A 13,543-nucleotide genomic window follows, 5' to 3' on the forward strand; every position below is an offset into this window, starting at 1 on the left:
GGGTCAACTGCCTTCCGGATATCTAAATGCGGCGACGACACGCCGTCGCCAGCCGCCAGTGAAAGGAGATTCGATCACGGCGCGGCCGGAATAGGCATGGATGATCGTCGGCGCGTCGGGCGACTCTCCTGCGCGGATTGCGAGATGCTTTGCCGGCGCGTCCGGCGCCATTCTGAAGAGAAGCACGTTGCCCAACCGCTCGCTGGAACCCGGAGCCAGCCAGGTCGCCGCCGCACGCCAGAGCGCTTCGTCGCGTGAAACCTCGCACCAGTCGCGGCTATAAGCCGGGGTTTCCTCCGGTTCGGCGCCAAGAAGTTCTCGCCAGACGCCGCGAATGAGACCGAGACAATCCGCGCCTACCCCCTTGAGGCTCGCTTGGTGACGGTAGGGGGTTCCGATCCATTCTCGCGCAAGCGTGACCACTCGCATGGAATCTGTCCCCGCCTCAGCCACGACGCGAGCCCCCTTGATATACACCGCCATCAGCCGGATACGATGTGATCCAGTTGTCGCCGGGGATGTGTGGAAACCCGCGGAAGTTCTTCAAATTCTGGAATTTGTCGCGGCATGTCGAAGCACGCTTGTCGCAACCAGCTACGACGGAGAACGTATCACCGACCGCCGGCGCGTCGACCGGATCGCGATCCAGCTCCAACCTGGCGCGCCCACCATCAAAAATGTGGGTCCGCACGCCCATCAACGAGCCAGAGTTTGCGCCGCCAGTCCAGGTCAACGCGCCATCCGCGAACCAGTTGGTCTCGAACACGCCGAGTCCGTCGGCTTCGAAGCTCCGACGGTCTGCGACGCTAGCGACTGTTCCGCCGCCTGAGAACACAGCCTTGTCCGCATTGACGCCACAACGCAGATCGCCGAGTTGCGCATCGCAAACGCGCAGAAAGCGTCGTCCGACCGGCCGGTTCAGCTTTTCCGACAACCCCCGGATCTCTACTTCAAACGCGAGATCGCCGCGCGTGATCTCACCGATCTCGCCGCGAAAGGTGAGAATACGCGAACTCACGTCGCTCCAGTCCACCAGCCACAGTCGGAATTCGGCGCCGTCATATCGGCCGCGGCGTATATCGGCTTCGGTGAGCCTCTCCGAACGCAAGGCGCCGGTCGCGGCGGTATTGTCTATGGCCAACCCGAGCGACCTTTCGATCGCATTTGCGTCGAACCCGCTCGACGCTTCAAATGTGAGGTCATCGAATGTGAGGTCGCGATCATGGTCGGTGAATCCGAGCGGTTCGCCATTCACCGGATCGATCCGCCAGCAGGCGCAGAACGTGCTCGCGCCGTTATCCAGTTTCTCCTGCATCTGCGCCGGTATGGTTCGCATCAGACCCTCACTTCGATGACAGGGATAGAAGGAATTTCGCCGGCTTCGAACGCGGCGAGGTTGATCTCGATGCGGTCCGTATCGAAGCGGACCGGCACATGGAATTCGAACCCCGCGGTCAGCACCGCTCCGGCTTCCGGCGCGGACGCGAAACTCACCACGCCGCTTTGATGATCGACGGAAAATTTCGAACCCGGCGCCAACTCCCGACCGTCACAGCCGACTAGGACGCTGTCTACGCGCGGCTTTGATATCGGGCGCACATATTCTACGCCGCCTGAGGCGTAGATGCGGCTGAGCGGATACTCGCGGGTCACACCGTCTCCAACGCCGAGCGGTTGATCGAAATGCGCAGGCGTTTCGGAGGGTGCGCAGGACTTGTAGTCCGCCCAGTCTTTCCAGCGGAAGCCATGCAACCTGCCGAGCCGCGCCTCGAAAAACGTTACAACTGCATGAATATCGTCGAGGCTACGCAGTCCCAGTCCCGCATCGTAATGCCGTCTTGCATGCGCCCAGGTCGCGTTGCGCTCCTCGAACCCGCTCGCCAGCGCGACGATTTCCGTACGCCGCTCGGGCCCGCCGCTCGACCCGAAGGAAAGCGCGGCGGGGAAGACTACTTCATGAAAGCTCATCTCACCCTCACATGTTCCGTTCGCCGCGCCGCACAGCCCGGGCGATGCTCGCCGAGATTTGGGACTGGCTTCGTCGGAAGCTCTCCGCATCCGTCGTGGATATGTTGACAGTGACGTTCGCCACGCTCCTGCCGCCTTCGGCCTTCACGCCGAGGCTGCCGTCAGGTCCGCGCGTCAGGGGCATGATCGCCTCCGGGCCCGCTTCCCCCATCAACCCTGCCCCGCCGCGCATCGGAAAGGCCGTGGCGTCTGAGACGACGCCCCCCTTGGCGAAGGCCCGAACCCGACCGGAAGAAAACGCGGCGCCCTTAGCAAAGCCTGCGAACAAGCCGGTCACAGCGCCACCGAGCGAATTCTGCACCGGCGTCAATGCGCTGTGCAGCACTGACCGGGACATCGAAAGCGCTAGGTTGCGCATGACGTCGCTCAGCTTGTCTCCGCTGAAGATCGCGCTGTCAAAAGCGCGTCTCAGTCCAGACCCGAACGAACGCGAGAGCGCACTCGTCTCGCTCTCCATCTTTCGAATCTCGCTCGTCGATGAACGAAGATCGAAAGCAATATCGGCCGTTGCTCCCCGCGCCGTCACGCGCAGGCGTTGGTAGGCGCGCTCCAGGTTGGAGATCGCCGCCGACTGGCTTTCCGCCTCCCGCTCATCCATCAGCTCGCCGCCCGGTCAGGGAATTTCTCGTTGAGCGCCGCAAGGCCGGCGCGATCCAGCGCGCGTGCGTCATTGAATAGACCCAGTCGTCCTTTGGCGGCCGCATCGAACTCACGCGGGGTCATCGTCCAGAACTCCCGCGGGCCAAGCCCGAGCGCGCCAAGTCCGAAGCGCATCAACATGTCCCAGTCAAACCGGGTGTCATCTCTCGTCATGTTGTTCCCCTGAAACTGGCCGCTAGCAGACGCGAGGCCGCCTCTGCGGCGCCGATCGCGCCACCGTCGAAATCCATCGCCGCGACCTCCGCTTCATCAAGGTCATCGCCACCGCCGCGTAGTCCGGCCGTGAGAAGGGCAATCAGGTCGTTTGCGCGAAAAGCGCCCGTCTCGAACCGCTCAGCAAGAGCAACCAGCCCGCCAACCTCCAATCGCGCTTCGAGCGCGGCGAGCTCTCCGAGCGTGAGACGCATGAGCCGCTCTTCGCCACCGATCCCGATGGCGACCTCACCGCGATGCGGATTGATCATCATATCGCGGTGAAGCTCAGCGAACCGGCGGAAGCGAGACTCGCCTCGAACGTGGCTTCGCCATCATGGTCGCCGGAATATTCCAGCGCGGTCAGTTGAAACGGCCCTTCGATTATCCCGAAACCAGGCACGATGATTTGCGCGGAGAGCGTGACGCCGTCGAAGAACGCCTGACGCATCATCGCGTCGGAGGTCGCGTCCTTGAAAACGCCCGAACCCGAGATCGCCGCGGAACGCGCCCCGGCTCCGGCCAGAAGTTCGCGCCAACGGCCGGCGCTGTCCGCGGTCGTGGCGTCGACCGTTTCCGCATTCAGCGCGATGCGCGATGCGCGCAGCCCCGCCACGGTTTCGAAAACACCTCCTCCGGCGGGGTCGATCTTAATCAGCAGGTCTTTTCCCTTCTGGGCGGCCATGGCGGGTCCTCTCGTTCATGAAGCTTCGGTCAGGCGTCATCTTCGATGACAAATCGAAATGTCAGGTCGATGCGCCGCAATGCGCCGTTCTCTTCGCGCCGCGTCCGAGCGCCGGAGAACTCATGGGTGACGATCACGCCGCGCTCGGGCTTTGGCGGGTTGGCCTCGATCAGCGCGACGATAACCGCGGCGATCTCCTTCACAGCGAGGAAGCCACGCTGCGGCGCATAAACGCGGATCACCGCCTCGTGCGCCGCGCCGCTGTCGGTCGCGGTGTTCCAGGGCGAAATCGTCTCATCGCCAAGCGTGATGTAGGGTTCACCTCCCGCATCTCGGCTCCGATGCGGCGCGTCGTCGTGAATTCGACCGTGCAGCGTCGCGAGCTCCGGCGCCGTCGTCAGCCGTTCGAAAAGCGCGCGCTGCAGCGGCGCGGAAAGCGCCATCGTCATGTCAGCGTCCCTTCCTCGAGCCAGCAGATCAGTCGTTCACGTCTGTCGTCGGCCTCGGCGACGCCCCGAATCGCGAAGATGCGCTCTCCCTCACGGAATCTCTGGTCGGGAACTGGCCTCTGGTCTGAGCCAAAGTCGGCATAGCGGATAAGAGCGCGGTGCGTGACACGGCTCGCCGGCCGGCCGCCAGCAAATCCCTCGCGAGCGGAAGCCGTTTTGATCTCCGCCCAATGGACGCCACGGACGACCCAACTATCGGAAAGTCCACCGGCGCCATCTGGCGTCGTGGCACGCTCTTCGAGCGTCAAGCGCCGCGTCAGTTCCCCGCTCACGGCCGCGCCCCAAGTCGCAATTCACGCCAGGGCTGGATCAACGCCGCAACGCCATGGTGCATCGCGTATGCGCGCCGATCTGCAGTCGCATGCCGCCTGTCGAAATTCTCGGCCGCGAGAATCAGAGCCGCCCGACGCAGGTCGGCCGGGGTCGCATCCCAATCCGCGCCGAATCCAGCTTCGAAGACGAAATCCAATGGATCGGAAATGAGTGCTGTCGAGATGATCCTCGTGCGCGTCACCTCCTGATCGAGCCGAAAGAAGGGGAGCGCGACAGGTTCCGAGCCGCCGTTTGCGAGCACACGCGAAACCGACACCAGCGACCGGACAGGCGCAATCGGCGCCGTCGTCGCCTTGTGTACGTCGAGCCCCCCACGCCAGGCGAAGGTTCGCGGGATGAAACAGAGTCCGAGCACGCCTTCGAGATGCGCAACCGCGGCGAGGAGCGCCGCTTCCATATCTTCCGCCTGATCGTCTGCGAACCCGGTGGAGAGCCGAAGGTGGCGTGAAAGCTCATCCAGCACTGCAGCCGTGATCGCCGGCGGCGTGATTTCGGTCAGCATTGCCAACGCTCCTTGAAACAAAGAAAGAATGCCTCTTCGCGCCGCGGCGGACGCTGAGGAAAAGCAGGATCCAGGGCGCAAAGACGGACGCCGCCGAGCGTGGAGGCCCGGCGGCGGCGTTCAGGCCGATCGGGCCTGACTCAGGATGCGGCGAATTTCAGAAGCTTGATCGCCGCGAAGTCGGTGACATCCCCGCCGACTCGCTTCGATGCGTAGAACAGGACATGCGGCTTCGCCGAGAACGGATCGCGCATCACCCGCAGATCGGGCCGCTCCGCGATGGTATAACCGGCTCCGAAATCACCGAAAGCAATGGCTACAGCATCGACATCGATGTCGGGCATGTCCTCCGAAATGACCACCGGATAACCCATCAGCCGCGCCGGTTGGCCTGAAACGAGGCTTTCGGCCCAGAGGAACCGCCCATCCGCATCCTTCATCTTCCGCACGGCGCCGGCGGTCTTGGAATTCATCACGAAACTCGCATTCACGCGATATTCCGCGCCGAGCGAGTAGATCAGGTCGACGATCGCATCCGACGGATCGACGGAAGAGAAATCTCCCGCCGTGCCCGTCGGAATATAACCGAGATTGCCCCAGGCCCAGTTGTCATTCGGCAGCGTGCTGTAGCTCAGAAAGCCGGTTGGTTTGTCGACGCCGTCGCCATTGACGAAGGCGGCGTTCTCAGCCCGGATGAAACGGTCGGCGATACGTTCTGCGAGCCAGCCCTCGATATCAAAGGCGGAATCATCCAAGAGGCGCTGTGACGCCTTAGGAGAAGCGGAAAGCTCATGGAGCGGAATCGAGATGCGTTCGATCTGCGGCGTATCGGTTTCCGAGACGGAGCCGGCCTCATTCGTCCAGCCGGCGCCGATATCGGTATGGTCGACGAGTACGTCGTAGACGCCGGCCTCAACCTCCGCGACGGTCGCGACCGAGCGAATTGAGGAAGCGGCGCGCAAAACTCCCATGATCCGGTCCGACGTCTGCGGATCGACGAGATAGCCGCCATCCGCCAGGATACCGGTCGTCATCCCCTTGCCTTCCAGCGGCAGCGCCCTCAGCGCGGCGTCCTCGCCGGCGCGGAGATAGGCGTCGATCGCCTTCCTGTGCGGCGCAACCAGCTCGGCCGCGCTGCTGAGCGCCGGACGATGTGCGGATTTCCGGCTCAGCGAACCGATGCGTTCATCCTGTTCGGTCATGCGGTTCTTGATCTCCATCTGGAAGGACTTGAAATCGGTCAAAAAGCCGGAGAGCGCGGATTTCGTCTCCGGTCCGGCGTCGGTTTGTGCTTCATGCGTCATGAGAAGGTCCTTTGCGGTTGACGACAGGAAAACGCTGCTGGTTCACATCAGCGTCTCGCGGGCGCCCCTGAGGGCTTCCGCCAGTTCGCGGGCGATATCCGCCTCCGGATTGGGCGCCTGGGTGGAGGCACGCGCGGAGGGAAGCATCGGAAAGGTGACGAGCGAAACTTCCCAGAGGTCGAGTTCGATCAGCCGACGTCCAGCCCCGGCCCGCTCCGCTCTCACAGTGCGGTAGCCGATCGAGAGCCCGTCGACGGCCCCGGCGGCGAGCAGCGCCGCCGCCTCCGCTCCGCGTGCGATCTCGGTCAGAAGCCGCCCCCGCACCGAAAGCCCGACGCGATCCTCGGTGACGCTATCCCAGACCCCGATCGGCGCAGAAGGGTCATGCTGCCAGAGCAGTTTCACAGTGCGGTTCTCGCGCGCGAGGCGCTTGAGCGAGGCGGCGAACGCCCCAGCCTCCACCACGTCCCCGTTCTGGTCAGCAACACCAAAGTGAGAGGCGTAGCCGCCAATCTCCGCGCCGCTAGCGCCCTTTCGGTCAAGGGCGATAAACTTTGTCTCAAGTCCTGATAGTGCTCCGGAATTTATCTGCAAGGTTCGCCTCCTAAGGAAAGGGTCGCGTATTCAACATGAAGGCGAGGATCTGCCCCGCCAGCGCGATGGCCACACCGTAAACCGCCAACCAGAGCCGCCGCTCCAAGCGATCCAACCCGCTCTCGATCTGTTCAAGGATCCGGTTCAGCGCCACCCAGCGTTCCTCGAAGACGCGTTCATGCGTCTCAATCCGGGCGTGGGCGCTATCGAAAGGCTCATAAAGATAGCGTGAGCCAAGCGTGCGCCGTTGCGGCGCGCCGCTCATTCCCCGGCGGGCGCGCGGGGCGGCAGGCCCAGCAGCTTCCGCTTCTCCGCCGCATCCAGAAAATCCGCAGCCGCGATGCGCCGCCATTGCGATTCACGCTCGCTTTGCAGCGCTGGAATGGCGTCGAGATCTGGCGTCAATCGCAAAATCTCTCCCCATCGCCAGCCGAGCCAGCCGGCCAGCGCGGCCCCGACGCGCCGGGCGAGCGGCAAAACCGTCTGCCGATAGAAAGCCCGGTTCGCCTCCTGGTAGTTCGAATATGCAGTGTCGCCCGGCAATCCGAGCAATTGAGGCGGCACGCCGAACGCTAGCGCGATCTCCCGCGCAGCGGCTTCCTTGGTTTTCAGGAACTCCATATCCGAAGGCGAGAAGCCCATCGGTTTCCAGTCCAGGCCGCCCTCCAGCAGCATCGGCCTTCCGGCGTTTCGCGCGCCTTGGTGTCCGTCCTCCAACTCATTCACGATCCGCCGGAATTGCTCGTCGGATAGCGTCGCCCCATCCGGCCCTTTATAGACCAGCGCGCCCGATGGCCGCGCCGCGTTGTCCAGCAATCCCTTGGACCATTTCCCCGCCGAGTTATGGATATCGATCGCCGCCGCAGCCGCCGTCAGCGGCGCCATGCCGTAATGATCGTCAAGCGGGTGAAAACCCCGCATATGCAGGATCGGCTGCGCCTCCGTCGTCATGTCGAACCGATGCGCGCGCCCGCTAACGCGATACTCATACGCTTCCGGCCAGCCATCGGCCCCCGGAATGACGCGCATCCGATCCGGGCGAAGCGTGTGGAGCTCCGCCGGAGCGCCGCGATCGTCCAGCGCCGCCGCCTCGAGATAGGCGTCGCCGAACAGCATGAGATTTCCGAATACCGCTTCCAGCAATCCTGCGCCGTCCTGGCCGTTATTCGGCGCGGCCAGAAGCGAAAGAACCGGATGCTCAGTCAGCGCCGCGCCGTTTGAGGTGAGGCGCATCGGCGTCGCCGCCGCCGCCTCCGCAACCATTCTGACAGCGCGAAATACGACAGCGTTGCTCTGATAGCCCGCCCTCGTCAGCGATGTTTCGTCTCGCGGCCCCCAGATCGCGCGACCCGCGGCGTGTATCGCGACCATTCCGCCGACGGCGGACGCCTTCCTTTCGCCCGCGGCGTTGACCCCGGAGCGTAAGATATTGAACAGCATGATGTATCTCCGTTTGGCGTCTTTCAGAGCTGTCGGACGCTGGGGCCGCCGGCCTGCGGCCCGTGCATCAGGCTCCAGATCGCCCAGACAAGCGCGTCAACCCGATCGGGGCTGCCCTTGAATCCTTCCGAACCGAACGCCCGCATCTGGTCCTCCAGCGCCGGGAAACCGCCGACGTGCTTCACGAGGCCCTGCTCGTATAGCGCCGAGATCGGCTCCGCTCTCATCGCCTTGCTCTTGTTGGCATGGACCGCGGAGAAACTGATCAGCGGCGCGACCCCACGCACCACCGTCTCGACCATCGCGCCGCCTTGGTTGACTTCAAACACCACCCGGTCCGCGTTGAATTCGTCATAGGCGGCGGCGGCTCTCATCGCCCATTGCTGCGGCGTGTCGCCCCGGCTGGAGCGGTCGGCGAGCACATAGACGTTGTCGCCAGCTCGCCCGGCGACGATGATGCCGCACTCGTCGGCGTTCTCGCCGGCGCTAACGGGCGGATCGACCGCGACGACGGTCCGGCTCAACTTCGGCGCCTCGCGCACGCGCGCCGCCTCGATCAGCGAGCGGGTCCACAGCGCGCCGGGACGGTCGAGCACCATGACGCCATCAAGCTCTTCGCGCCCTTGTGACGTTCCCCCATACTTCTTGGTGACCTTTTCGAGGAACCCCTTCGCAAGATTGGCTCGGTTCTCACGCGTTCCGGCGGATACCGTGACCGTGCCTTCGTCCGTTATCAGGGCTTCAAGCACCGGGTTCGCGCGCGGTGTCGTCGTCACCACCTGCCGCGGATGATCGCCCAGCCGGAGTGCGAACTGAAGCATGTCCCATGCCCGGTCCGGCTTGGGCCACTTGCCTAGTTCGTCCACCCATGCGCAGTCGAATTGCGGCCCGCGCAGTTTTTCCGGGCTTGAAGCTGAGAAGCAGGTCGCCTCCGCTCCATTGACCCAGGTCAGCGTCCGGCGCGATTCATTCCATTCTGGACGCCGGTCCGGCGGCGAACAGGCGATCAGCCCACTCTCGCCGCGCACCATGACATCGCGCGCCTCATCGAGGGTGGCGCCGACCAGTGCAACCCGTTTGCAGGCGCCAGGTGCGAGCGGCGTCGCGCCCTCCACCATCGATCGGATCCATTCAGCTCCAGCGCGGGTCTTTCCAGCGCCTCGGCCCCCGAGGATCAGCCAGGTCGTCCAGTCACCCTCCGGCGGCAACTGGTGCTTGCGCATGCCCCAGACATCGAAAAGGAAAGGCAGCGCAGCTTGCGCATTCTCGGAGAGGCCTTGCAGAAGGTCTTCAATCTCCTCCCGCGGTCGCCAGGCGATCGAGGCGCCGATAGATTTCATCACGGGCGGCTTCGAGGTCGATTTCATTCGATTTTTCCGGATTCTGGCTCTCTTTTCTTAGTTGCAGCTCGAGATCGAGCACAGTCTGGAGCGCCTTTCTGTGCGCCCGAAGCGTTTCAGCCCGGCCTTTCGCCGCGAGATCCTCGGCGCCCGAATGCAAGACGCGGATCGCCTTCGCGAGTTCATATCCGAGGTTCTGATAAAGTTGACGCGCCTGCGCGATCAGGCGCTCCGCCGTGGCGGCGTCGATTCTTGGATGGGTCATTGGGGGTCTTTCCGGGAAACGAAAAAGGCCAGCGCGGAGCGGCGCTGGCCTCTTACAGTTTTCTCAGTCTGCGCCTTTACTAACGCAGAGCGAGCGGAATGTCAAGAACTATCTTTTCAGTTGCATCTACTCACTCTGACCGGAGCGTTCGATGCGTCGCCAGGCTGCGACATTCTTCTGATGCTCGCGCAGATTCGTGGCGAACGCATGCCCGCCCGAGCCATCCGCGACAAAGTACAACGCATCTGTCTGCGCCGGATTCACCACAGCGGCAATCGCGTCGCGCCCGGGGTTGGCGATTGGCCCAGGCGGCAGTCTGTCGATGATATAGGTGTTGTAAGCTGTCGGTTTCTCGATATCCGACCGTCGTATCGGACGGTCCAACGGCCCCTCGCCTTTGGTGATTCCATAGATGATCGTCGGATCCGACTGGAGCCGCATTCCACGCTTCAACCGGTTGATGAACACCCCACCGACAAGCGGCCGTTCAGCAGCAACCGCCGTTTCCTTCTCGACGATTGACGCCAGCGTGAGAACTTCCTCCGGCGACTTCAGCGGCAGGTCTGCGTCGCGCGACGCCCAGGCCGTCGCGAGAATGATCGCCTGCGCATCCAGCATCCGCGAAAGCAGTTCCGAACGATTCGACCCACGCGAGACGAAATATGTGTCCGGTGCGAGCGTCCCTTCCGGCGGAACAGTCTCAATCTCGCCGCTCAGCAGCGGATTAGCACGGAGCGCCTCCACGATCTCCCAACTCGTCAGCCCTTCGGCGATCGTCACCTTGTACTGGATCGACTTGCCCGAGGTGACGATATCCAGCACTTCCTCCATCGAAGCGGAAGCGGGTATCTCGTACTCGCCATATTTGACCTCGTCATCGACCCCAAGATATCTCGCGCCAAGCCGAAAAATCATCGCATTCGCGATCGCACCTTCCTTTTCGAGCGTCTCGGAGGCTGCGGTGAGCGAAACCCCGCGTTCGAGCGTCACCAATTTCGGAGCTTCTAGTGGACCGGGAGTCGAGAAGGAGCGGACCGACCAGATCGTCAACCCGGCCAGCGCGACGCAGACAACAATGAGAATCGTCAGCGCATTGGCGGCAACATGCTTCGCCATCCCGATCGCTCAGACCTTGCGGAAAATCAGCGAGGCGTTGGTGCCGCCGAACCCAAAGGAGTTCGACAGCGCCACATTAATCTCGCGCTTCACCGCATTCAGCGGCGCTAGGTCGATTTCCGTCTCGACCGAAGGATCCTCAAGGTTAAGCGTCGGCGGCGCGATTCCGTCGCGCATGGCCAGTAGACAGAAAATCGCTTCTACCGCCCCGGCAGCGCCCAACAGGTGCCCGATGGAACTCTTCGTGGAGGACATCGTCACGCCGCTGGCCGCGTCGCCAAGCAGTCGCGTGACCGCTCGTAGTTCTATCTCGTCTCCAAGCGGCGTCGATGTGCCGTGCGCGTTCACGTAATCGATGTCCTTACCTTCCACGCCGGCGCGCGCCAGCGCTGCGGACATGGAGCGATACCCGCCGTCTCCATCCGGTGCGGGTGAGGTGATGTGATAGGCGTCGCCGGAAAGACCGTATCCGATCACTTCACCGTAAATTCTGGCGCCGCGCGCCACCGCGTGCTCAAGCTCCTCGAGCACGACGACGCCCGCACCCTCGCCCATCACGAATCCATCGCGCCCGCGATCATAGGGGCGGGAGGCGCGGGTCGGTTCATCGTTGTACCCTGTCGAAAGCGCCTTGCAGGCGCCGAATCCCGCGACGGATATCTCGCAAACCGGGCTTTCCGCGCCGCCGGCGATCATCACGTCGGCGTCGCCCAACATGATCAGGCGCGCCGCATCGCCGATCGCATGCGCGCCGGTCGAACAGGCCGTCACGACCGAATGATTGGGCCCCTTGAACCCGTGCCTGATCGAGACCTGACCAGAACAGAGATTGATCAGCGCCGAAGGAATGAAGAAGGGCGAAACCCGTCGCGGCCCGCGCTCCTTCAGCGTGATCGCGGTTTCGGCGATGGTCTCGATTCCTCCGATGCCGGAGCCGATCATCACTCCTGTCCGAAGCTTTTCCTCTTCGTCGGCGTCGGACCAGCCGGCGTCTGCGATCGCCTGATCCGCCGCGGTCAGCGCATAGATGATGAATCGGTCGATCTTGCGCTGCTCCTTCTTCTCCACCCAGTTATCGGCGTTGAAGTCACCCGGCCCATCCCCGAGCGGAATCTCGCAGGCGATGCGGCACGCCAGGTGATCGGCGTTGAAATGCCGGATCGTTCCAGCGCCTGACTCTCCAGCCACCAGCCGTCCCCAGGTCTCTTCGACACCGCAACCAAGCGGCGTCACCATCCCGAGGCCCGTTACGACAACCCGTCTCATGCGCATCTCTCTCAATCTTCGCTATGCGGCGGCAACATAACTGCGCATCCGACAAAAAAATAGCGCCCGGGAAGCCCGGGCGCTGAACTTTGTGCGATTTTCCGCCGGTTCAGGCGTCAGCGTTCTCGGAGATGAACTTCACCGCGTCGCCGAAGGTTTGAATTGTCTCGGCCGCATCGTCCGGGATCTCGATCCCGAACTCCTCTTCGAACGCCATGACCAACTCGACCGTGTCGAGACTGTCCGCGCCAAGATCGTCGATAAAGCTGGCCTTCTCGACGACTTTTTCCTCTTCGACGCCCAGATGCTCGACGACGATCTTTTTCACGCGATCCGCGATGTCGCTCATGCTCGTTCCCTCTACTGGAGGCGCACGCCTCAATTCGGATCGTTTCTCGACGGCGATCGCCGGAAACGTGTTATTCGCACGACGCCGTCCATTCGTTCGCCGCTTGGCGGGGCTATTACCATAAGCGTCGGATAACGCAAATGGGCGAATACCCCGCCTTGCTTTCGCTCGAAGCGCGACACGCGCAAGCCTCAGATCATCGCCATACCGCCATTCACATGCAAGGTCTGGCCGGTGACATATCCCGCTTCGGCGCTGGCTAGATACAGCGCCGCAGCGGCGATTTCGTTCGCTTCGCCCATCCGTCCGGCGGGAATCACAGCGTTGATTTTCGCCTTTTGGTCTTCCTTCAGCGCATCCGTCATCGCCGTACGGATAAACCCCGGCGCGACACAATTTGCGGTCACGCCGCGACTCGCCACTTCAGACGCCAGGGATTTCGTCATGCCGATCATGCCGGCTTTCGATGCGGCGTAATTGCCCTGCCCTGGATTTCCGGTGACGCCGACGACTGATGCGACGCCGATGATCCGCCCCCAGCGCGCCTTCATCATCCCGCGCAACACTGCTTTCGAGAGCCGGAAGCCAGCCGTGAGATTGACCGCGATCACCTGATCCCATTCCTCGATGCTCATCCGCATGAGGAGATTGTCGCGCGTCAGGCCGGCGTTGTTCACGAGAATATCGACGGCCCCCATCGCCTCCGTCGCCCGCCCCGCTAGCGCATCGACCGCGGCGCCGTCCGACAGGTCGCAGGCGACCACGTGCGCCCGCTCGCCGAGCTCCGCCGCCAACGCCTCCAGCGGCCCGGTCCTTGTTCCGGACAACGCCACCGCGGCTCCTGCGCCGTGAAGCGCGCGCGCGATCTCCGCTCCTATGCCGCCGGACGCCCCGGTGACAAGCGCGCTCTTTCCCGTCAGGTCGAACATGTGCCGCCTCCTTGTCTCATTGCCAGCGAGG

The 13,543-nt window shown here is 63.3% G+C and carries 20 protein-coding genes; all 20 read right to left on the bottom strand.

From position 1 onward, the window contains the following. Positions 1 to 3: 3 nt before the first annotated feature. The 20 genes from G5B40_RS03075 to fabG all read right to left on the bottom strand — a co-directional run bounded on the left by G5B40_RS03075 (position 4) and on the right by fabG (position 13,512). On the bottom strand, positions 4 to 429 hold the full coding sequence (locus G5B40_RS03075) for a C40 family peptidase (RefSeq protein ID WP_165094826.1): 426 nt from the start codon (positions 427 to 429) through the stop codon (positions 4 to 6). Between the two features lie 16 nt (positions 430 to 445). Continuing rightward, complete coding sequence (locus tag G5B40_RS03080; RefSeq protein ID WP_165094828.1) at positions 446 to 1,336, bottom strand: DUF2163 domain-containing protein; 891 nt, start codon at positions 1,334 to 1,336, stop codon at positions 446 to 448. After that, positions 1,336 to 1,968 carry a DUF2460 domain-containing protein gene (locus G5B40_RS03085; protein ID WP_165094830.1) on the bottom strand — a complete coding sequence of 211 codons (633 nt, stop codon included), beginning with the start codon at positions 1,966 to 1,968 and terminating at the stop codon, positions 1,336 to 1,338. The genes G5B40_RS03080 and G5B40_RS03085 overlap by 1 nt, the downstream gene beginning before the upstream one ends. 7 nt (positions 1,969 to 1,975) lie before the next feature. Beyond that, complete coding sequence (locus tag G5B40_RS03090; RefSeq protein ID WP_165094833.1) at positions 1,976 to 2,626, bottom strand: phage tail tape measure protein; 651 nt, start codon at positions 2,624 to 2,626, stop codon at positions 1,976 to 1,978. Further along, complete coding sequence (locus G5B40_RS03095; RefSeq protein ID WP_165094835.1) at positions 2,626 to 2,841, bottom strand: phage tail assembly chaperone; 216 nt, start codon at positions 2,839 to 2,841, stop codon at positions 2,626 to 2,628. Before G5B40_RS03095 ends, G5B40_RS03090 begins: the two co-directional genes overlap by 1 nt. Next, positions 2,838 to 3,095: a gene transfer agent family protein gene (locus tag G5B40_RS03100; RefSeq protein WP_343040590.1), complete on the bottom strand. Its 258-nt coding sequence runs from the start codon at positions 3,093 to 3,095 to the stop codon at positions 2,838 to 2,840. The genes G5B40_RS03095 and G5B40_RS03100 overlap by 4 nt, the downstream gene beginning before the upstream one ends. A 56-nt stretch (positions 3,096 to 3,151) precedes the next feature. Then, a complete protein-coding gene (locus G5B40_RS03105; RefSeq protein ID WP_165094838.1) occupies positions 3,152 to 3,565 on the bottom strand; it encodes a phage major tail protein, TP901-1 family in 414 nt (137 codons plus the stop codon). A gap of 29 nt (positions 3,566 to 3,594) precedes the next feature. Then, positions 3,595 to 4,014 (bottom strand): DUF3168 domain-containing protein, encoded by a 420-nt coding sequence (locus G5B40_RS03110; protein WP_165094842.1) that lies wholly within the window; start codon positions 4,012 to 4,014, stop codon positions 3,595 to 3,597. Next, the gene (locus G5B40_RS03115) at positions 4,011 to 4,346 is read right to left on the bottom strand and encodes a phage head closure protein (RefSeq protein ID WP_165094845.1); all 336 of its coding nucleotides are present in this window, start codon (positions 4,344 to 4,346) and stop codon (positions 4,011 to 4,013) included. Before G5B40_RS03115 ends, G5B40_RS03110 begins: the two co-directional genes overlap by 4 nt. Beyond that, positions 4,343 to 4,909: a head-tail connector protein gene (locus tag G5B40_RS03120; RefSeq protein ID WP_165094848.1), complete on the bottom strand. Its 567-nt coding sequence runs from the start codon at positions 4,907 to 4,909 to the stop codon at positions 4,343 to 4,345. The genes G5B40_RS03115 and G5B40_RS03120 overlap by 4 nt, the downstream gene beginning before the upstream one ends. A gap of 140 nt (positions 4,910 to 5,049) precedes the next feature. Beyond that, entirely contained in the window at positions 5,050 to 6,213 is a 1,164-nt protein-coding gene (locus G5B40_RS03125; RefSeq protein ID WP_165094851.1) for a phage major capsid protein, read from the bottom strand. Between the two features lie 42 nt (positions 6,214 to 6,255). Then, entirely contained in the window at positions 6,256 to 6,801 is a 546-nt protein-coding gene (locus tag G5B40_RS03130; protein WP_425500085.1) for an HK97 family phage prohead protease, read from the bottom strand. Positions 6,802 to 6,817: 16 nt separating this feature from the next. Further along, positions 6,818 to 7,072 carry a GTA head formation protein, RCAP_rcc01685 family gene (locus G5B40_RS03135; protein WP_165094857.1) on the bottom strand — a complete coding sequence of 85 codons (255 nt, stop codon included), beginning with the start codon at positions 7,070 to 7,072 and terminating at the stop codon, positions 6,818 to 6,820. Next, positions 7,069 to 8,247, bottom strand: coding sequence for a phage portal protein (locus G5B40_RS03140; RefSeq protein ID WP_165094860.1), 1,179 nt, complete (start codon positions 8,245 to 8,247; stop codon positions 7,069 to 7,071). Before G5B40_RS03140 ends, G5B40_RS03135 begins: the two co-directional genes overlap by 4 nt. A gap of 23 nt (positions 8,248 to 8,270) precedes the next feature. Next, positions 8,271 to 9,587, bottom strand: a complete 1,317-nt coding sequence (locus G5B40_RS03145) for a DNA-packaging protein (protein WP_165094863.1) — start codon at positions 9,585 to 9,587, stop codon at positions 8,271 to 8,273. Next, positions 9,538 to 9,852 carry a hypothetical protein gene (locus G5B40_RS03150; protein ID WP_165094865.1) on the bottom strand — a complete coding sequence of 105 codons (315 nt, stop codon included), beginning with the start codon at positions 9,850 to 9,852 and terminating at the stop codon, positions 9,538 to 9,540. Before G5B40_RS03150 ends, G5B40_RS03145 begins: the two co-directional genes overlap by 50 nt. 126 nt (positions 9,853 to 9,978) lie before the next feature. After that, a complete protein-coding gene (gene mltG / locus G5B40_RS03155; protein ID WP_165094868.1) occupies positions 9,979 to 10,968 on the bottom strand; it encodes an endolytic transglycosylase MltG in 990 nt (329 codons plus the stop codon). Between the two features lie 9 nt (positions 10,969 to 10,977). Then, positions 10,978 to 12,234: a beta-ketoacyl-ACP synthase II gene (fabF, locus tag G5B40_RS03160; protein ID WP_165094871.1), complete on the bottom strand. Its 1,257-nt coding sequence runs from the start codon at positions 12,232 to 12,234 to the stop codon at positions 10,978 to 10,980. A gap of 109 nt (positions 12,235 to 12,343) precedes the next feature. Then, complete coding sequence (locus G5B40_RS03165) at positions 12,344 to 12,583, bottom strand: acyl carrier protein (RefSeq protein ID WP_165094873.1); 240 nt, start codon at positions 12,581 to 12,583, stop codon at positions 12,344 to 12,346. A 191-nt stretch (positions 12,584 to 12,774) separates the two neighbouring features. Further along, a complete protein-coding gene (gene fabG / locus G5B40_RS03170) occupies positions 12,775 to 13,512 on the bottom strand; it encodes a 3-oxoacyl-[acyl-carrier-protein] reductase (RefSeq protein WP_165094876.1) in 738 nt (245 codons plus the stop codon). Between the last annotated feature and the right edge of the window lie 31 nt (positions 13,513 to 13,543).

The sequence above is a fragment of the Pikeienuella piscinae genome (assembly GCF_011044155.1).
GTDB classification, from domain to species: Bacteria; Pseudomonadota; Alphaproteobacteria; order Rhodobacterales; family Rhodobacteraceae; genus Pikeienuella; species Pikeienuella piscinae.